Source organism: Nocardia sp. CY41 (genome assembly GCF_009829325.1).
Lineage (GTDB): Bacteria > Actinomycetota > Actinomycetes > Mycobacteriales > Mycobacteriaceae > Nocardia.
On record NZ_VUOS01000040.1, the window covers coordinates 1 to 18,838 of the forward strand.

The 18,838-nt window shown below is 68.1% G+C and carries 14 protein-coding genes and 1 pseudogene; 1 reads left to right on the top strand and 14 read right to left on the bottom strand.

The window, feature by feature from the left end; translation table 11 throughout:
• Positions 1-155 (bottom strand): annotated as a pseudogene (locus GVY64_RS33165) (amino acid permease); the annotation flags it as partial.
• A 215-nt stretch (positions 156-370) separates the two neighbouring features.
• Here GVY64_RS33165 and GVY64_RS33170 point away from each other — a divergent pair.
• Positions 371-1,432 (top strand): SPFH domain-containing protein, encoded by a 1,062-nt coding sequence (locus GVY64_RS33170; RefSeq protein ID WP_159850079.1) that lies wholly within the window; start codon positions 371-373, stop codon positions 1,430-1,432.
• Between the two features lie 36 nt (positions 1,433-1,468).
• Here GVY64_RS33170 and GVY64_RS33175 read toward each other — a convergent pair whose 3' ends face one another.
• The 13 genes from GVY64_RS33175 to GVY64_RS33235 all read right to left on the bottom strand — a co-directional run bounded on the left by GVY64_RS33175 (position 1,469) and on the right by GVY64_RS33235 (position 18,623).
• Complete coding sequence (locus GVY64_RS33175) at positions 1,469-6,412, bottom strand: NAD-glutamate dehydrogenase (RefSeq protein ID WP_159850081.1); 4,944 nt, start codon at positions 6,410-6,412, stop codon at positions 1,469-1,471.
• 170 nt (positions 6,413-6,582) lie between these two features.
• Complete coding sequence (locus tag GVY64_RS33180; protein ID WP_159850083.1) at positions 6,583-7,263, bottom strand: hypothetical protein; 681 nt, start codon at positions 7,261-7,263, stop codon at positions 6,583-6,585.
• Between the two features lies 1 nt (position 7,264).
• On the bottom strand, positions 7,265-8,308 hold the full coding sequence (locus tag GVY64_RS33185) for a discoidin domain-containing protein (protein WP_159850085.1): 1,044 nt from the start codon (positions 8,306-8,308) through the stop codon (positions 7,265-7,267).
• Between the two features lie 77 nt (positions 8,309-8,385).
• On the bottom strand, positions 8,386-8,739 hold the full coding sequence (locus GVY64_RS33190) for a helix-turn-helix domain-containing protein (RefSeq protein ID WP_063024976.1): 354 nt from the start codon (positions 8,737-8,739) through the stop codon (positions 8,386-8,388).
• 16 nt (positions 8,740-8,755) lie between these two features.
• The gene (eccE, locus tag GVY64_RS33195) at positions 8,756-10,477 is read right to left on the bottom strand and encodes a type VII secretion protein EccE (protein WP_159850087.1); all 1,722 of its coding nucleotides are present in this window, start codon (positions 10,475-10,477) and stop codon (positions 8,756-8,758) included.
• Complete coding sequence (gene mycP, locus GVY64_RS33200) at positions 10,474-11,832, bottom strand: type VII secretion-associated serine protease mycosin (protein WP_159850089.1); 1,359 nt, start codon at positions 11,830-11,832, stop codon at positions 10,474-10,476. Before mycP ends, eccE begins: the two co-directional genes overlap by 4 nt.
• Positions 11,832-13,355 (bottom strand): type VII secretion integral membrane protein EccD, encoded by a 1,524-nt coding sequence (gene eccD, locus GVY64_RS33205; protein ID WP_159850091.1) that lies wholly within the window; start codon positions 13,353-13,355, stop codon positions 11,832-11,834. The genes mycP and eccD overlap by 1 nt, the downstream gene beginning before the upstream one ends.
• Positions 13,352-14,911 (bottom strand): MinD/ParA family ATP-binding protein, encoded by a 1,560-nt coding sequence (locus GVY64_RS33210; RefSeq protein ID WP_159850093.1) that lies wholly within the window; start codon positions 14,909-14,911, stop codon positions 13,352-13,354. The genes eccD and GVY64_RS33210 overlap by 4 nt, the downstream gene beginning before the upstream one ends.
• 34 nt (positions 14,912-14,945) lie before the next feature.
• Complete coding sequence (locus GVY64_RS33215) at positions 14,946-15,836, bottom strand: ESX secretion-associated protein EspG (RefSeq protein ID WP_236567448.1); 891 nt, start codon at positions 15,834-15,836, stop codon at positions 14,946-14,948.
• Positions 15,833-17,194 (bottom strand): hypothetical protein, encoded by a 1,362-nt coding sequence (locus GVY64_RS33220; protein WP_159850095.1) that lies wholly within the window; start codon positions 17,192-17,194, stop codon positions 15,833-15,835. Before GVY64_RS33220 ends, GVY64_RS33215 begins: the two co-directional genes overlap by 4 nt.
• A 30-nt stretch (positions 17,195-17,224) precedes the next feature.
• Positions 17,225-17,536, bottom strand: a complete 312-nt coding sequence (locus tag GVY64_RS33225; protein WP_159850097.1) for a hypothetical protein — start codon at positions 17,534-17,536, stop codon at positions 17,225-17,227.
• A gap of 408 nt (positions 17,537-17,944) precedes the next feature.
• Positions 17,945-18,271 (bottom strand): hypothetical protein, encoded by a 327-nt coding sequence (locus GVY64_RS33230; RefSeq protein ID WP_159850099.1) that lies wholly within the window; start codon positions 18,269-18,271, stop codon positions 17,945-17,947.
• A gap of 43 nt (positions 18,272-18,314) precedes the next feature.
• Complete coding sequence (locus tag GVY64_RS33235) at positions 18,315-18,623, bottom strand: WXG100 family type VII secretion target (RefSeq protein ID WP_159850101.1); 309 nt, start codon at positions 18,621-18,623, stop codon at positions 18,315-18,317.
• Positions 18,624-18,838: the final 215 nt, after the last annotated feature.

Below are 18,838 nucleotides of genomic sequence, written 5' to 3' on the forward strand. Positions count from 1 at the left end.
CCACCCGCGCCGAGGAACAGGCCGGTGCCGATCGCCCCACCGATCGCGATCATCTGCAGCTGACGCGGGCGCAGCGACTTGTGGTAGCCCGAGTCCTCGTCTTCGAGCGCGGCAGCCTGCGCGGGCGCATCCGCTGGTGGTCGAACTGTGGTCATGGCGATGGCCTTTCAGGTGACGGCGATCATAACTTCGCTCAATGTACCGTTAGATAGCGGCACGTTCAATAGCGGATCGCGACTTGTAACACGCTGGACATCAATGATTTTGAGGAAAGGGCGTCCGAGCAGCGGCGATCAGCGCAGGATTCGTTGATCGTGCCACCGCATATCGGTACGCTGAACGTGACAAATAGGACGATGAGGGAGCGCGGATGGCCTGGTTCGAGCGGGAATTCATCGCGGTCCCCGAGGACCGCAAGAACCAGCTGGTCTACAAGTGGCCGGATGTCAACATCCGCCGCTACAGCCGCGCGCTGGTCAATGCCGATCAGCTCGCCCTTTTCGTCAAATCCGGGCGCGTGGTGGCCGCGATGGGCCCGGGACGCCACCGCATCGACGCCGACGAGCTCCCCGTGCTCGGCGCGCTCGTCGACACCCTCACCGGCGGGAACTACTACCGCGCCGAGCTGTATTTCGTCTCCACGCGAGAGTTCCCTGGCATTCGTTTCGGCGGCCGGCTGGACGACATCCTCGATCCGGTCAGCGAGCAGGTGGTGACCCTGCGCGTCTTCGGCGAATTCGCCCTGACCGTGCGCGACCCGGCCGAGCTGCTCACCGCGCTCGCGGGCACCGCCGATCTCACCGACCAGGATCGAGTGCAGAACTGGTGCGCCGACTTACTGCTCAAATCCATGAAGATCGCGGTGACCCAAGGGGTCGCGCGCGGTGACTGGCCCGTGCTCGGGCTCTCGGCGCAACTGCAGCCGATCGAGCACGCGGTGATGCGCCAGACCAACACCGCGCTCTACGAGTACGGGCTGCGGATCCCCCGCATGGGCAACTTCGACATCAGCTTGGCGCCGGAGGATGCCGACCGGCTGAAGCGATTGGCCAAGGACGTCAAGTACATCAGCCTCACGGGTGATTTCCAGCGCTACGCCGCGGGCGAACTCGCACTCGGCGCGAGCCAAGGGTTCGCGCGCGGCCACCACGGCGTCGAAGGCGGGTTCCTGGGCGCGGCGTTGAGTTTGAACGCCATCGGCCACCAGGTCGCGGCCCCCTCCCCCGCGCCGCAATTGCCCGCCGCAGCGCCGGAGACCGCCCAGACGACGTGCGCCGCCTGCCAGTCCGCCAATCCGGCGGGCGCCAAGTTCTGCATGAACTGCGGAGCGCGTCTCGCGCCGCAGCCACGGCACTGCCCGAGCTGCGGCGCGCCGACGACGCCCGCCGCCAAGTTCTGCGGCGACTGTGGAACGCCGATGCCCGGAGGCTGACGCCGAGCGTCTGCCTCCGGGCATCGTGCGGCCGGGTCAGCCCGCGATCGTCGGCGCCAACGCCGTCGACTCGCCGCCGCTCACCATGCCGCGCACCTGCCGCGCCGCCACCGACAGCGCCGCGAGATCATGCGTCTCGGCGGCGAAGATCTGCGCCAGCGACGCGCCAGCGCGGGCCAGCCGCGACCGGTTGGTCGACTCCCAGTACGCGATCTTCTCGGCGGTGCTGTCCTGCGGCTCGCTCGCGGTCAGCACGTCGAGGGTCAGCGACCGCAGCGAATCGTAGAGGTCCTCGCGGACCGCCAGACGCGCCAGCGCCCGCCAGCGCCCGCCGCGCTCCAGCTTGCCGACCGCGGTCAGCAGCCGTTCGATCTGGAAGTGCTCGTTGAGCGCGTAGTACAGCACCGCGACCTCCGCGGCGTCGCGCTCGGCGATGTCGGCCAGGTCGATCACGTCCAACAGCGGGAAGCGGTGGATCAGCCCGAATGCCTCCTCGGCCAGCTCCCGCGGCGCGCCACGGGCGATCGACCGCCGCGAACGCTCGGCGAGATCGTCGGTGAGGTAGCCGGTGAGCCACGTGGGCACCTGACCTGACAGGGCGCGCACGCCGTCGCGGTACCTGGCGATGTCCGCGCCGATCGCGATCGGCTGCGGCCGGTTGGACAGCAGCCAGCGCGACGCACGGTCCAAGGTGCGCTTGGTCTCCAGCTCCAGTTCGTTGCGGGCCGCCGTGGACATCGGCGTCTCCCGGATGCGCTGCCACAGGGCGTGCAGATCGAAGATCTCCACCGCGGCCTTGTACGCGCGCACCGCGTCGTCGGTGGTTGCCCCGGCCTCTTCCGCGAGCCGGAACGCATAGGTGATCCCGCCGTAGTCCACCATCTCGTTGACCACAACGGTGGCCACGATCTCCCGCCGCAGCGGGTGCCTGCCGATGGCGGCTGCGAACCGCTCCCGCAGCGGGGCGGGGAAGTAGGCGGGCAGCACCGACGCGAACGCCGCGCTGTCGAGCAGATCGCCGGCCAGCAGGTCGGCCTTCAGCGAGAGCTTCACGTGCGCCATGAGATTCGCCAATTCGGGCGAGGTGAGCCCGGTCCCATCGGCGGCGCGGCGGGCCAGCTCCGCTTCGGTCGGCAGCGCCTCCAGTTCGCGGTCCAGACCGCGCCGCTGCTCGAGGTCGTTGATCATCCTGCCGTGCACCCCGGACATGCCCGCCGCGTCGGCCCGCGACATCCCGAGCCGGAAGTTCTGCGAGATGTTGTCGCGCAGCACGAGATCGGAGACCTCGTCGGTCATCGAGGCCAGCAGCGGATTGCGCTCGGCGAGGGGAAGCTCTCCGCTGGAGACGACGGCGTCGAGCAGGATCTTGATGTTGACCTCGTGGTCGGAGCAGTCCACGCCCGCCGAGTTGTCCAGCGCGTCGGTGTTCATGCGTCCGCCGTTGCGGCAGAACTCGATCCGCCCCAGCGCCGTCGCGCCCAGGTTGCCGCCCTCCCCGATCACCCTGACCCGCAACTTGTCGGCGTTCACCCGGACCGAGTCGTTGGACTTGTCGCCCACCTCGGCGTTGGTTTCGGTGCTCGCCTTGACGTAGGTGCCGATTCCACCGTTCCACAGCAGATCGACCGGGGCCAGCAGAATGGCCTTCATCATCTCGGGCGGCGACAAGGTGGTCACATTCGCGGGCAGGTCGAGTGCCGCGCGCACCTCCGGCGTCACCGGAATCGCCTTGGCGGAGCGGTCGTAGACGCCGCCGCCGGGGCTGATCAGCGACGTGTCGTAGTCCGCCCACGACGACCTCGGCAACGCGAACATCCGCTGCCGCTCCCGATACGAACGCGCCGCATCCGGATCCGGGTCCAAGAAAATGTGGCGATGGTCGAACGCAGCCACCAACCGGATGTGCTCCGACAACAACATCCCGTTGCCGAACACATCACCACTCATGTCACCGATACCGACGACGGTGAAGTCTTGGGTCTGGGTGTCGATCTCCATCTCGCGGAAATGACGCTTCACGCTCTCCCACGCACCCTTGGCGGTGATGCCCATCGCCTTGTGGTCATAACCCGCCGAACCACCCGAAGCGAACGCATCACCCAGCCAGAAGCCGTAACTTTGCGCCACGTCGTTGGCGATGTCGGAGAACGTCGCCGTGCCCTTGTCCGCGGCAACGACCAGGTAGGTGTCGTCACCGTCCCGGCGCACCACCCGCGCGGGCGGGAGCACTTCACCGGTAGCGCGGTCCACGTTGTCGGTGACGTCCAGCAGGCCGGAGATGAACGTGCGATAGCACGCGACGCCTTCCGCGCCCAATGCCTGCCGGTCCGCGACCGGGTCACCCGTGGCGGCGGGCGGTTGCTTGACCACGAAGCCGCCCTTGGCGCCCACCGGCACGATCACGGCATTCTTCACCGCCTGCGCCTTGACCAAACCCAAGATCTCGGTGCGGAAGTCCTCCAACCGATCCGACCAACGCAAGCCGCCACGCGCCACGGAACCGAACCGCAGATGCACGCCCTCGACTCGGGGCGAGTAGACGAAGATCTCGAATTGCGGCTTCGGCTTCGGCAATTCGGCAATGGCGTGCGGATTCAGCTTGACCGACAGGTAGTCCAGCGTGGCACCCGCCTCGTCACGCCGGTAGTAGTTCGTCCGCAGGGTCGCCTCGATCAGGCCGAACAGGGCGCGCAGGATGCGGTCGGTGTCCAGGCTGACCACCGCGTCGATCTCGTCCTGCACCCGCGCGGCGATCTCCGCTGCCCGGTCGGTGGCCTGCGTGCCGACGCCGTCCGGGTCGAAGTACGCGGCGAACAGGTCGAGGCACGAGCGCGCCGTCGCCGGATGCGTGAGCAAGACGCGGGTGATGTTTCCGAACGTGTAGGCGAATCCGGCCTGCTGCAGATACTTCGCGTAGGCACGCAGCAAGGCCACCTCACGCCAGTGCAGACCGGCGCGCAGCACCAGTTCGTTCAGGCCGTCGACTTCGGCGCGGCCGAACCACATCGCGGTCACCGCGTCCGGAAAACGCCGGCGCACACTGGTTTCCGGCAGCGACGTGGCGTCGACGGAGTGCGCCAGTTGCGCGGAGGGCTCGGCGGCCAGCGCTTCGCGCAGCGGCGCCGCGGTCACCCGCAGCCCGAAGTCGTAGATCCAGCGGTCCGGCCGGTCCGCCAGCACGATGCGGTAGGGCCGCTCGTCGACCACCTCCACGCCGAGGCTGTGCAGAACCGGAAGCACCCGGCTCAGCGAGACACCCTCGCCCGCCACGTACAGCGTGAAGCGCCATTCGGCGGAGGCGGAGTCGCCCTGGCGGTAGAAATCGGTATCGATCGCGCCATCGGCCAGCCGCTCGAGCCTGCGCAGATCGCTGAGCGCGTGCGCGGGCTCGTGCTCCTGCTGGTAGCTGGCGGGGAAGGCCGCGACGTACTCGGTGACCAGCGCCTGCGGCACGTCGGCTACACCCGCGGCCTCGGCGACCAGGCGGTCGCCCCATGTCCACGTCGTCGCCAGCAGCAGCTCCTGGATCCGCTCGCGATTCTCCTCGGAGATGTCGGCGGCCTCGGCGCCGGGCTTCCGGTGCACGGTGAAGTACACGACGGCCAGCTCCGATTCGGTGGCCCGGGCCGAGTACGCGATCTGCTCGGCGTCGAACTGCTCACGCAGGATCTCGCCCATGCGCACGCGGACCTCGGTGGAGTAGCGGTCGCGCGGCATGTAGACCAGGCAGTAGATGGTGTCGCTGCGCGAATCGCGCCGGATGAACAGCCGCACCTGCCGCCGCAGCCCGAGATTCATGACCGCGGAGACGGTTTCGAACAGCCTGCGCGCATCGGTGGAGAACAGTTCCACCCGGGGGAACGACTGCAGCATCTCCAGCATGGCCTGCCCGGAGAACGAGTCGAGGCCGAAGCCCGCCCATTCGATGACCTGCAGCACCCGCCGGGAGATGACCGGGATGTCGAGGATGTTCTCGTGCAGGCCCGCGACGGTGAAGGTGCCGACGAAGACGTGCTCGCCCTTCACCATCTTGACGGTGTCGCCCCAGGCCGCCCGGCCGCTCGGGTCGCTCGCGCCGTAATCGGCCACGCTGATGAAGTACAGGTCCCGCGATCCCGGCAGCAGCGAGTCGACCGAGCCGTTGGCCATCCGCAGCACCGTGCGCTTCGCGCCCACCACGGGCACGCTGATGTCCGCGTCGGCGCCGTTGCCGAGGATGCCGAGCCCGGTGCCGGGCAGCTGCCACGGCTCGAAGTCGGCGTTCGCGCTGGGCGCGGAGCGGCGGAAGTGGTAGTAGCCGTACCCGAGGGGCGTGAAATGCCCGTCCGACAGCCAGCGCAACAGCCCGGCGGTTTGCGGGATCTCCGCGTCACCGGCCCACTGCGCGGCCTGATCGAGCTGATCGGCAACGGTATTGAGCACCTCGACCATGGTCGGCGTGTCGTCGGCCACCCGCCGCAGGTCGGCCAGCAGCGGCGGCAAGGCTTGTTCGATCCGGTCCACCAGTTCGTCGGACAGGCCCGCGCCCAGCTGCACGTGGATCCACGATTCGCGCAGCGTTCGCCCGTCGGCTTCCCCTGCGGGCTCGGTCACGCCGTCCCGGGGCGCGATGGACAGCACGCGGCCGTCCACATCACGCGAGACGTCGAAGACCGGGTGCACGACTTCGGTGACCGTCGCGCCGAGGCGGCGCAGCGCCGCGGTCACCGAATCGACCAGCAACGGCATGTCGTCGTTGACGATCTGGATCGCGGCGCCGACCCCGGCGCTGTCGTCCGGCCGGTAGACCATGGTGGTCGCCGAACCGGGCGCGCGGGTGGCCGCCAACTCCAAGTGCTGCCGGAAGATCCGCTCGGCCCGATCCGTGATCGCCGACGCCGAGGATCCCGGCTGGATCCACCGGAAATAGGCCGCCTCCAGATCGGTCGGATCATCGCGGAACCGCTTCGGTGAAATCGTCTGCTGGGTGGTTGCCACCATCGATCCGTTGCCTTCCCGAGAACTGCGCTCGTACGTGTTTCGTACTTCACATAACGTACCGCTGGATAACGGCACAATCAACAGTGTAACAATAATCTGCCTGGACGAACATGGGTTACGCCGCCCGGATCAGGGATTTTCCGGGGCTCGGCGGAAGGGCCGCTGTTACGTCAGCGGACCAGTCCTGCCCGCGACATGAAGGTCTGGGCACCGGTTCGACCGGCGAAGGTGCCCGTCTCCAATCGCAGACCCGTCCGAGTGTCCGCGTACCAGACGGTTGCCGAGGGGCCGATCGCCGCATAGACGGGACCGTCCACGAGGGCCGCTCCTCCCGCGCCGCGCCATCGAGAAATGCTGTCGACCAATCGATCCTGCGGTAGCACTTCGACGTAGAAGGTCAGGTCACGGCCGCCGGCGATGTTGCCGAACAACATCGGGTCGGTCGCGGTGATGACGCACTTCTCCCGCTGCCCGCCCGAGTCGAGCGGTTGACAGATCGCCGAGGTGCGCAGCAGATCCGGCATGGCTCGCACCGGCGCCGTTCCCTGCACTGTCGACGGCAGGGACAGCGAACAGGAACGCACCCCCCAGATCGCGGCGAGGACCATCAGCAGCGCGAGCACCCCGACGGCCTGCCACTGCCAGCGCGGATACGCTTTGTCCACGAACTTTTTCGCTTCGCCGCCCGCTTTCTCGGCGACTTCGGCGACCTGGGCGGGCAGCTTCTCCGCGACGGACTTCACCTTGTCCACGGCCGTGTGCAGCGGCGCTCCGCAGTGCGCACAGCGCGCATCGGCGCCGGTGTTGCGGTGCGAGCAGTACTGGCAGACCAGTTCGGGCAGTGTGGACACCTCAGCGCCCCGTGATGACGATCGAGGAGATCGCGGTGGTGTTGATCGTCGAATCGCCCTTGGACTCCAGCACGGTCAGCACGATCTTCGAGGCGCTCACCGCGGGCTCGATCTTGGTCACCACCAGGGTCCGCTGGTCGAGGGTCGGCTGCGTGTAGACAGTCTTGTTGCTGTCATCGAACATGTACGAAACCCGGCTGACGGTGCGGTATTTGGCCCACTGATCCGTGCCATCCGCGCTGATGTGATCCCAGCCGGGCACGATGCCGATCGAATCGATCTGGTAGGTCTTGCCCAGATCGATGGTGATGACCTGACCGTCGACCTTGTAGGCCCGCACGCACGACCACGCCTTGCCGGTCTGCGCACCGAAGGCGTCCATCGCCGAGGTACTGCCCGGCGGGCACTTCGAGTCCGCGGACTTCACCTGGATCATCGAACTCGCCGGTGGCGCGGGCGAGGTCGACGGCGCGGCGGTACTCGGCGGCGTCGTGACGACCAGCACCTGGCTCTGCGAGGTGTTCTCCTGGCCGCCCGTGGTGATCAACAGCAGCACCAGCAGGACCGCGAGCACCGCGGCGACGATCAGCGCGACCTTGGGCTTGCGCAGTTGGACGAGCGCATCCTTCGCCATCTGCTGCGCGGGGGCGAGCCGGTCGGCCGATGCCGTCGACGGACGCTCCGGCTCCGGTTCCGGTGTGGCCTCCGCGTTCGATCTCGCGGCGACCGACGAGTAGTCGTTCGCGAAATCCATCGCCGGGGTGGAGTCCTGCGCCTGCCCGTTCAGCAGCGCCAGGATTCGTTCGCTGGCCTTCGGGCCGTCACCGGTGCGACGCCGCGGCCCGGCCTCTCGCGGCTGCGAGTCGAGATCCGGCAAACCGAGCGACGGGACGCTGATCGCCGCGCTGTCGACCGGTTCGGCGCCGAAATCCGCGGCGACGGTGGACGGCGTCGCGGAAGGCCCGAGCGAAGGATCGGCGAGCAGTGCGTCGAGGACCGCACCTCGATGACGGAGAAAGACATCTCCCGGGTCCTCGGCGGGCATGATCCGGATCGTATCCGGATCATGTCACTCGCCGAGCCGTCGCTATTCCCGCTGGAGAGAACAGACGACCGGCCGGATCAGCGCTTCTTCTCCTCGGTCACGAAGTACTCCGGCGGCACGTCGAACACCCGCGCCAGCGCGATCACCAGATCCAAGCGCGGGATCGCGTCACCGTGGATGAGCCGGTACAGACCCGACTGCGACACCGGCACGTCCGGGTAGGCCAGTTCCAGATGCTGCGCCAGCGAGTAGAGCGTCAGCGAGCGCGTCGATCCGTCCTCGGTCGAGACGACGGATTCGGCGATCAGCTCCGACAACCGGCTGGAGAAGATCGCCGCCGCGGCCTGTCTGGGAGTCAGCGCGTCCCCGGCGTCCGGATGAGGGAGATCGCCGCCATCGGAATGGGTGTCCGCTACCACGGTGATAGACATTAACCGACCGCTCCCATCAGCTCACGCGACGGCCACCGGGTTGCGGAGGTGCAACCACGGGTCCTGATGCCTGCGCGGGATGCGCGGGCGGGCCGTCGACAGTATCGAAATATCGTGTTTCGCCTCTCGGCTCGATGAGGTCAACCCGCACCGTGCGCATCGGGATGCTCACGTCCACCGCGGTTGCGCTGACCTGGTTGATCGCGAGATCGACCGCACGCCTGCGCGGACCGCCGGGCTCGCTGATGGTGACCGTCGTGTGCGCCCTGGACGCACGTGGCGGCAGGTGGTCGAAGACCGCGATGGTGGCCGGGGGCTCCGCCTCCGCGTCGTGTCCGCCGGTGTGCCCGTCGCCCGGGTCGGCCAAGCGCATGGAGCGCGGGTCGCCGACCGCGGTCACCAGCTGGCGCCAGCTGTCCGGCCGCGCCGAGTGGATCTCCACGTCCGCGCCGACCACCATCGCCCGCAGGATGATCTGCTGGGCGACGGGCAGCATGGCGTGTACATCGATGGTGCGCCTGCGCGGGTTGTACCGGGCCGGGTCGAACAGCGGCAGCGCCAGGGTGTGGCGCGGCTGACCGCTGATCGCGCCGAGGATCTGGCCGTTCGGGCCGATCGCGATGGCCAGGTCGGTGACGAGTTCGTCGGGTGCGATGTCGGCGCCGGACTCGAAGCCGCGCAGGGCGCGGACGGAGGCGCCGGTGGGCAACGACGCCAGCAGGGCGGTGGACTGGTAGCCGCCCAGGAGCCGCAGATAGTCCGGCGGGTCGGTGGTGACCGCGGGGCCGATGAACCGGACGATTGCACGCGGACCCGCCATGTCGTCGGTCAGGCTCACCACGAGGGTGGTGCGGCCGCGGTTCCACGTCCAGCAGTCGTCCAGGCTCACACCGCTGAGCCGGGTCCAGTCGATCAGGAAGCTGGTCACGCACCGTCCCGGGACCGACGACTCCAGATTGCTCCAGGTTTCCCGGAGATCGGAGAGCTCGACGCCCGCGTGCAGCAGGCGCGTCGCGTCCTGCAGGGCGGCGGCGGGCAGCGCGTGCGCGGCGATGCCCCGCTCGCGCAGCCGCCCCGCGATGCGATGCGTGGCACTTGCCAGCGCTTTGGGCGCGACCACCGCGCACGGCCCGCGTTTGCTGAGCGCCGCCAGGTTGCGTTCCTGGTCGAGCCGCACCACCAACCACGTCAGCCGATCCCCGACCACCGGATGAGTGCCGATCAGCTGGTCGTACAGCATGCTGTAGCTACCGCTGGAGCGCACTCGCTGACCCGTGGTGACGATGTCGATGTCGACCGAGATGCCGAACTGGTCCAGCATCGGAAGCAGCGCGTCGACCGGGATGGTGTCCTCGGTGTAGAGGGTTCGCTCGGCGATGACGGTAGGCAGGTCCAGGTTGGGCGCGAGTTGGATCATCGCGATCAACGTGTCGCCCGCCTCGTTGACACCGCAGACGCCGGCCGCGACCTGCACATCCCGGATCCTCGCGGCCTGCGTGCGTTCGCGCGCCCGCGCGGTCCGGCCGGTGCGGTAGGCCACCCAGTCGAGCAGCCAGCGCATGCCGGTTCGCTCGTTCACCCGGACGGTCACCGTCACGACCAGGACCGTGACCACCACCGCGCTCACCCACCACGGCGTCTTGGCCGAAAGGCCCACCAGCAGCGGGCTGCCGACGACGACGAAGGCGGCGAACGGACCACGCTCGACGCCGGCGACCCGTACGCTCGGAAAGCTCACCGGCGCCTCCGCGTCCCGTAGTTGAGATGGCTTCCGGCGAGGCCGAGCAGCACGGCCGCGAGGATCACGACGGTCGCGGTGATCGCGGGTCGCAGATCCTTCGCGCGCGGCGGAGCGGGTATGGGCAGTTCCGAGGACCGGAACAAGCCCGCCGGTTGCTGCGGCGGTGTGCGGTAGCTGAGGGCGGCGAGCGGGTCGATCACGCCAGCGCCCACGAGGTTGTCGATGCCGCGGGCCGGCGCGTGCGCGCTGGCCTGCAGGCGGGAAGCGATCTCGCGCGGGGTCTCGTTGGGAAACCGTGAACGCAACAAGGCGGCCACCCCGCTGACGTAGGCCGCGGCGAAGGACGCGCCGCCGACGGGCACCAGCTTGTCCGGTTCGCCGACGCCGTTGATCAGGCCACCGCCGCCGGGTCCGAGCGATTCGATGCCGGTCCCCGGTGCGGCCACCGAAACCCAGGGGCCGGTGAGCGAATCCGGCATGGGAGCGCCGGTCGCGGTGGTGAATCCCACCGTCAGCACGTCGGGACCGAACCAACCCGGCGTAGAGATGGTCTTCACGTCGCGCCAGTTGCGCGGGTCGCTGGGGCGCGCCGGATCAATGTCCGGATTCTGCGCGCAGTTTGCGGCGCCCCCCGCGTTGCCCGCCCCGGCCACGATGAGCGCACCACGGACGTGGACGGCATGGCCGATGGCCGCCGACAGCATGGATTGGTCGACCTGCGCGTCCACCGGTATACAGGTCGGCAGCGACACGGTGATCACTCCGGCGCCCTGATTCGCGGCGCGCGTGATCGCCCTGGCCAGCGTCCTGATCTCGACGGCGAGCCGCTGACCGGGATCGGAACTCGGCCGTTCGGGACTGAACGCGCCCGAACGCGTGCGGATGGAGATGATCCGCGCGTCCGGCGCCACCCCGGCGAATCCGTCCGTGGCATCGGAGGCTGCGCCGATGATGCCCGCGACCAGGGTGCCGTGCGCATCACAGTCGGACAGGCCGTCGCCGCCGGCCGCGAGGTAGTCGCCGCCGCCGACCAGGTTGGGCAGACGCGACTGGGGCTGCACACCCGTGTCGATGACGGCGACGGTCACCCCGGCACCCCGGCTCAGCGCCCTGGCGCGGCGCAGATCCAGCGCCAGTTCCGGCGGCGGCGTGCGGCTCAGGTCGCTGTCGGGCAGGACACCTGCGGCCAGGCAGCCTTTCTGCTGCTTCATCGGCTCCTCGGGGCCCGGCGGGTCGTCCGCAGGCGGCGCGCCGACCACGACCTGGGGCGGTTCCAGCGCGACCGCTGGAGCGGCGGTGACTGCCAGCATCACCCCGGCTAGAACCGCCACAGCGGCACTGCCGACCTTCATCAGATCCCTCGCATCGCGGTGTAGACGCCCATGATCCAGAAGGCGATCACCGGAACCACCAGGATGAGCGCGTATTCCACCAGGTCGATGACCCGGCGGGTGACCGGGGAGAGCCGCTTTCCCGGCAACCGGAACGCCGCGACACAAGCCAAGCAGGCCGCCGCCGCGACGACGAGTCCGACCACGAGGCGGGCCACCGGGGTCTCGTAGGCGCCGACCAGGCTGAAACCGACGCCGCATACGGTCACGGCAGAGCCCGCGATCAGCGCGATCGCCTGGACCCGGTCCGGATGCCAGCGCGCGCGCATCGCCAGCAGGCCGCCGATCGCGGCGGCCATGACGATCTCGCGGATGCCGCCGGGGCTGGTCGCGGCCGAGATCACCGCGGAGACCGCCAGCACCGTGGAGATCGCGGCGATCAGGCCGCGCAGGCTGGTCACCGCCAGCCGAGCGCGACTCTCGATGCCGACTTCGTTGGCATGGCGCTGCTGTTCGCCGACCGCGGTGTGCTCGTCCCCCTCGCGCACCGTCTCCGCGTCGAAGATGTCGGTCAGCGTCGTCGGTGAGACCTCGTTGCCGGGGTCGGGCAGATCCGGCGGACGGATGCGCGCGATCACCACCGCCAAACGTGGCGCCATGGTCAGCAGCACGATCCCGACGAACACCGCGCCACCGGCAACCTGTTCGACGGACAGATCCGCGTAGGTCAGCGGCAAGGCCGCCGCGGTCAGCGTGGCGCCGAGCACCGTCACCGCCATCAGCGTGGCGATGCCGACGCCGCTCACGCGCATCATGGTGGCGGCGGCGACCGCCGCCACCACGGCCCCCGCCGCCAGATTGGCGGCCGCGAACGGGCCCGGCTGACCGTAGGCCGGTGGCACCAGCATCGCGCCGCCCGCGAACAACAGCGGCGTCGCCGACAACGACAACCCGAGGGTCACCATGGCCGACGCGTTGCGGCGGCGGGCCAGTGCGGCCCCCGCCCAGCACAGCCCGCCCAGCAGCAGGGCGGGCAGCCCGCACCACAGCGCCGAACCGGTCATGGTCCACGACCAAGCCAGCATCGCGGCCACCGCCGAGGCTCCGATGCCCAACGCGGTCAACCCGACGATCGAGGCGGTGTTCGCGTCGAATTCGGCGAACTCGCGCTCGTTGATCAAGGCGAGCGCGTCGGTGATGTCCTCGACCACCGGCGTGAAAACTTCCGCCGACTCGACAACCGACAGCATCAATATCGTGCCATCGGTGATGTCGTGGTCGGCCAGGCTGCGCCAGCGCGGAATCGGCAGCTCGCCCGGACGGGCCAGGCTCCACTGTCCTTGCGGCGGCGTGAAATCGACGCTCTCGTCATCGATCGCCGAGGCCAGCACGACCAGCAGATCATCGATGAACGTCTCGATGGTGAACTTGGTCGGCACCACCACGTCGACTTGATAGGTGGAGACCATCACGGCGATGCGAGCCCGCGCGACCTCCGCCGACGGCTGCGTCCCGGCAGGCGCGGGCGCGACGGCAGTACTCATCGCCACCCTCCGCGGTCACCGGAGGTGTCGGCGCCGCTGGAGAGGTACCCAGGGAATCCATCGGCCAGCCAAGCGGCCAGCTCTTCGAACGCGAGCACGGTCTCCTTCTCCAACAACCGCAGGTCGATCTCGCCGCCTTCGGCCAGATGCGCGTCATAGGGCAGGACGCAGGTGGGGCGCTGCGCGGTCTCGAACAGCTTCTCGATCGCGTCCACGTCGACGGTCGGCTTCAGCGGCTGGTGATGCACGATGCCGACGACTGACTTCGCGATCAGGTGTTGCAGGCCGTGCGAACTCAGCCAGTTCAAGGTGGCCACCGCACCGGTCACGCCGCCGACGGTGGCGGGGGTGACGACCACGACGGCGTCGCTGGTCTGCAGCACCGTCGCCGTGGCCGAATCCAGCACACCGGTCCCGCAGTCGACCACCAGCAGATTGAAGTGCTTGCGCAGCACCTCCACGGCGACGCTGTACTCGCGGCCCGACAGCGCCTCGGTGGCCTCGGTGCTCCACGGCGACGCGATCACGGCGAGGTCGGAGGAGTTGATCGAGGTGAACGACTGCACCGCGGAGAACGCGTCGAGGTTCTGCGCCTGCGCCAGATCGCGCAGGGTCAGGCCGTAGGGGTGCCTGCAGGTACGGGTGGAGAGGTCGCCGAAGTCCGGGTTGGCATCGATTGCGACCACCCGGTCCGGGCGCAGGCCCGCGAAGGTCGAGCCGAGCGCCGCCACGGTCGTGGTACGGCCGACGCCGCCCTTCACGCTGATCACCGCGATCTGATAGGTCGTGGTGAGCTGGCGCCGGATGCGCGCTTTGCGGTCCTCGGCGCGCTGTTCCGCAGGCGAAAGTCCGAGATTGAAGCCGACCTTGTTGAGCGCGCCGCGCATACCGGAGTTGGAGCGCAGCTGCGCGCGTTTCGCGGCGGAGATGTCGGCGAGCAGTTCGATCGAGCTGAGCGCGGCAGGCAGCACCTCGATGCGCGGCGTCGGCTCGTAGGCGGAGTGGTCGACGCGCTCGGGGACCCAGGGCGTGGCCGATCCGGAAGACCACTGCTGATTCGCGGACGTCGGTTCGCTGCGCGCGATCGCCTGAGACGGCGTAGCGGCGGCATGGTCGGCCCGGTACTGCTCGGCGGACTGCTGCTGTGCCGAATGCTGTTGCGCCGATTGCTGCGCGGCCGCGGGTGGGGCGGCCGAATAGCCCGGCGAGGGGGCGCTCGGCGGCGGCGGAGCGACATTGGTCTGCACCGGTGGCGTGTTCGCCTGTGGTGTCGGCGCATTCGCCTGCCGAGGTGGCGGGCCCGCGGCGGCAGGAGGCGTCACCGCCTGCGGGGAGCGGGAATCGGCTTCCGCGGCGGACGCCTGCGGGTCGCGCGGTGCACCGATCGGTGGTTCGACGTGGGTGAACTTGTCGGCGTCCTGGTTCTTCTCGGCGGCGGGGCCCGGTGCGACAGCCGCGTCGGTCAGCTCGTTCGTCGGTGCGAAGTACGCGTCGTAACCGCCGCGAGCGCGCGCGGACTCGGCCTCATGACCGTTTCTGCTCGGTGCTCGGTTCATTTCCGTCGTCCTCTCGACAAACACGGTCCGACGTTCAGCTCGTTCTGCTGGTGTCGAACCAACTTCGACCGGGCAGCAGGTCGATCAGCGCCCCGATACCCGACCGCAAGGTCGCGTCATCGCCCGGCGCATATCTCGCCCACTTCCGTCCGTCCATCGCGACACTCGGCGTCACGATGAATCGCCCCGACAGCGTATCCACCACGTTCACGCTGGATACGGACTGCTCGGAGCTGCCGTCGTGGTGCTCGATGATCACCACTTCGGCCCGTCGGACCACCTCGCCCAGCACCCGGCTCAGCACCGCGGCGGCGTGCGGTTCCGCTCCGAGTTCTACCAGGGCGCGCCGCTGTTCGTCCTGGTCATCGGGAATCTCGCCGAATTGCTCCACCGGCGCGGCAACCGGCTCGAACTGCAGTGCCGGCGCCGGACCGAGCGCGGCCAGAACGGCGGCAGGCAAGGTGTCGAGCTGGTCGTCCTGCTGGAACACCGACTGGATGACGACATGGTCGCCGGAGCGCACCGCGAGTACATGGGTATCACCGGCGCGCACCAGTGACATCCGCAGCATTCCTTTCCGCTCACCGTCCAAGCCGGTGTCCAGGATCCGCACCGCCATTTCCACGTCCGGCCGGTACAGGCACCGCAGCCAATGCTCGACGACCGGGTGCACGCGTCCGTCCTCGAGCACGCCCACTTCGGTGAGCTGCTCGGCGACTACGGCATGTACCCGATCCCGATCCTCGATGCGGTAGACATTCGGCAGCAGCCCCAGTACCGACGGATAGGACTCGATGTCGACCAGATGCTGTAACAGCAGGGCGGCATCGACATTCAGGTCGATGGCGACCGGATCGTCTTCCACACCTTCCTCGAATGCATTGATCGTCTCCTTCGACTGGATATCGACCTCGGTGCGCTTCACCGAGGACGTTCTGCGGAGGCGAGGACCGCTTCGTCTTCGTTGTCGTTTCGCTCGATAACGCCCACCGCCGGTACCGATTCGAGCATCGGCTCGTCTCGGCTGTCCCGGTCCTCGTACTCGATTACCCCGATGACGGGAGGTTGCTCGAGTACCGGAACATCCTGCGGTTCACCCGGGACGAATACCTTCGACGACCTCTTCTCCTCGTCGCGGCGTCGTCGCATTCGCGCCCTGGGCGCGACCGCACCGCGCGGCGGGCCCTTCCGGCCCATCGGCCCGGACGCCGCTTGCTGCGGCATGGCGCCGAATGCCCGTCCGGCTCCTGGATTCCAGCTGGCGGGCATCCGGAAACCGGTCGCGGCGCCCGGCATCGATCCGAGGCCGCCGCGGGCCATATTGAGCGCGACGAGACTCCCGGCCCCACCGCTCAACGCGGCCAACGTCGGCGAGTTCTGCGACGTGCCGTACAACCACTGGTCCGTGGCTCCGTCTCCCGTGCCGTTCATTCCCGAGTCACCGGACCAGCCATTGGCATTCGGGTCCGGCGACAATTGCTCGGGATTCGTGGCGGGGTCCATCGGATTCGCCGGCTGGGTCGGATCCCCCGGCTGAGTGGGATCCGCCGGCTGGGTCGTGTCGGTGGGCTGTGTGGTGTCGGTGGGGTTCTGATCCCCGCCCGATCCGGTGTTGTCCGTTCCGTTGGTCGGCCCATCGCCCGTAGACGTCGACGATAGGTCCGTCTTGGTGAAGTCGCTCCCGGTGTAGTCGGTCGGGTTGTCGTAAGACACGTTTTGCGTCTGCGGGCCCGGCCCTGGTCCGCCGGTCACAATCGGGGGTGCCTCGAGCGGTGGCGGCAGTGCGGCGAGCGTGGGCACCAGCGCCCCGGCGTAAGCGCCCATGACGGTGAGAGCAGCCGCTCTGAGCGCGAGCAACTCGGCCTCGGCTTCGAGGAGGGCCGCCCCGCTCAACGGGCCGAAGCCGCCGAGGAGTGCGGCACCCTCCTGAGCCCGGACCTGGGCCGTCTTGGCGGCGATGACCGCCATGGCGCCCTTCGCCGCGGTGGAGATGTCAGCCGCTCGGTCCAGCAACTGGCCGGTCGCCTCAGCCACTGCCGCCTGCTCACGCAACCATAACGCGTGTTTCCGGAACGCCACCTGCGCCTGGTCGGCGGTGAGCGCTTGGAACGTCGCACTCATCTGGAGCATCGAACTGTCGGTGTTGGCCGCGGCGGCATTCAATCGCGCGGCCATCGCCGTATAAACCTTGGCGGTCGCCCGCGTCGTGGCGACCCCATCGCCGGCGAGCACCGGGGCGATGATCCCCTCCGGCCCCAGCGCGCCGAGTACCACAGCAAGCATCTCGTCAGCTTTCGCTCGCGCTATCCGTGTCTAGAACGCGGCTGCTCTGCTGAGCACCTGGCCATGTCCGACGATGTCGCCGGCAGCGAAGGCGGCACCTATCTCCGGTAGAGCGACCGCACCATCGCTGCCGAGAGCGATTCCGTTCGCCGTGGTGGGGAAGAACAACGCCGCCTGCTTGGCGCACGCGAGGGGGATGAGCGCGCTCACGTCATCGAGACCCGGCGGGGCGGGGACAGCGGCGGGAGCGGCCGCGCCCAGCATCAGCATCAGATCCTCCGCGCTGACGCCCAGTTGCGAAGCGATAACCGGGAGATGATCCCAATCGACAGCGAGATGCATGGAAGTCTCCTAACGACCAGTACCCACTCTTGGCGAGTAGTACATCGACATCGAGCGGTGCAATCAGAACGTTAAGCTATTCCCAGAGATGGGGATGCACTGTGCAGCCCTCGGACTCTCGCCTGCCAACCGCCTCCTCGCCGCTCGCGGGAGATCCTTGAATTCAGGAGTGGTGCGTCACGTGACGCGAGTCGCCCGGCGACGCCATCCACGACATGGGATCGCCCTCGATGATGTTCGAGCGAACGAACCCATCGAGGGCGATCATAGATATCGATCGTTTTCGTCGCGAGACCCGAGAGAACTCGAGCGGCATAGCCGAGATCGATCGATACCACCGGACCGGCTATGTATCACCCTGGACGTCAGCAAACGCCGAGAGTGACAAGCTCGCAACTATAGGAGATCCTAGATCCCCGGCATTGCTCCACCCGTTCCGATCTGCGCGAACCGCATCGCCTGACCCGTATCGACGACACGGAACTCACCGTCGATGCCGGACACGACCTTTGTGGCCGCCTTGAGATCGGTCAGTGCCTGATTGTACTGTTCGATCAACTTCATGATGCGAACCTGCAGGGCATAGTTCTCAGTACCGGCGTCACCCTGGAAGTTCTCCGCGAGCAGCTTGGCGAGCTTGTCCCGCTCGCCCGCGTCGACGGTCATGTCGCTGAGCACCTTGTCGGTCCGGATGACCAGGCCCTCAACCGCATCGTAATCATTCTTCAAAGCCATTTTTCGAAACCTTTCCCGATTGCGTGCTGGCGTGAACCGCGCATCAGAAATTCATGTTGTATTTGTTGACCTGCGCCGCGTTCTTCTGGTCTTCGCTATCGAAGTTCGCGCCGGCGGAGTTCAGCACGTCAACGATCTCCATGAAGGTCTGATGCAGCTTGCCACCCTTATCGAGAGCACCCTGCATGGCCGACTGAATGGCGTTGCCGGTTAGGCCCTGAACGGCGGGCGCGTACTCCATCTTGATGCCTTCGAGAATTCCCAAGTGGTTTTGAAAGGTGTCGGCGTGCGCGAAGAACTTGCTGGCGGCTGCCCTGACCTCGGCCGGGTCGCCGGTGTATCCGGTTGCCATATCTATTCCTATCCTGTAAGGCGTTTACCTTGCCTCGGACGGATTCGCCGAGGACGTTGACAGCGTGTGTGTCGGAAGCGTCGATGCGCGACTCGGGCCATCGACCGCCTCGGCCACACCGATTTCCGGGGGTTTCTCCAGTACCGGCACCTCCTGGGTTTCTCCGGGAACGACTGCCGCCGCCGGATCTCGGATTCCCGTCGTTTCGGTGACGT

Bases quoted from the DNA above. Each gene is read 5' to 3' on its own strand.
- GVY64_RS33235 (WP_159850101.1), bottom strand. From the start codon at position 18,623: ATGGCAACCGGATACACCGGCGACCCGGCCGAGGTCAGGGCAGCCGCC.
- eccD (WP_159850091.1), bottom strand. From the start codon at position 13,355: ATGAGTACTGCCGTCGCGCCCGCGCCTGCCGGGACGCAGCCGTCGGCG.
- GVY64_RS33225 (WP_159850097.1), bottom strand. From the start codon at position 17,536: ATGCATCTCGCTGTCGATTGGGATCATCTCCCGGTTATCGCTTCGCAA.
- GVY64_RS33220 (WP_159850095.1), bottom strand. From the start codon at position 17,194: ATGCTTGCTGTGGTACTCGGCGCGCTGGGGCCGGAGGGGATCATCGCC.
- GVY64_RS33230 (WP_159850099.1), bottom strand. From the start codon at position 18,271: ATGGCTTTGAAGAATGATTACGATGCGGTTGAGGGCCTGGTCATCCGG.
- GVY64_RS33210 (WP_159850093.1), bottom strand. From the start codon at position 14,911: ATGAACCGAGCACCGAGCAGAAACGGTCATGAGGCCGAGTCCGCGCGC.
- GVY64_RS33170 (WP_159850079.1), top strand. From the start codon at position 371: ATGGCCTGGTTCGAGCGGGAATTCATCGCGGTCCCCGAGGACCGCAAG.
- GVY64_RS33190 (WP_063024976.1), bottom strand. From the start codon at position 8,739: ATGTCTATCACCGTGGTAGCGGACACCCATTCCGATGGCGGCGATCTC.
- mycP (WP_159850089.1), bottom strand. From the start codon at position 11,832: ATGAAGGTCGGCAGTGCCGCTGTGGCGGTTCTAGCCGGGGTGATGCTG.
- GVY64_RS33185 (WP_159850085.1), bottom strand. From the start codon at position 8,308: ATGCCCGCCGAGGACCCGGGAGATGTCTTTCTCCGTCATCGAGGTGCG.
- GVY64_RS33175 (WP_159850081.1), bottom strand. From the start codon at position 6,412: ATGGTGGCAACCACCCAGCAGACGATTTCACCGAAGCGGTTCCGCGAT.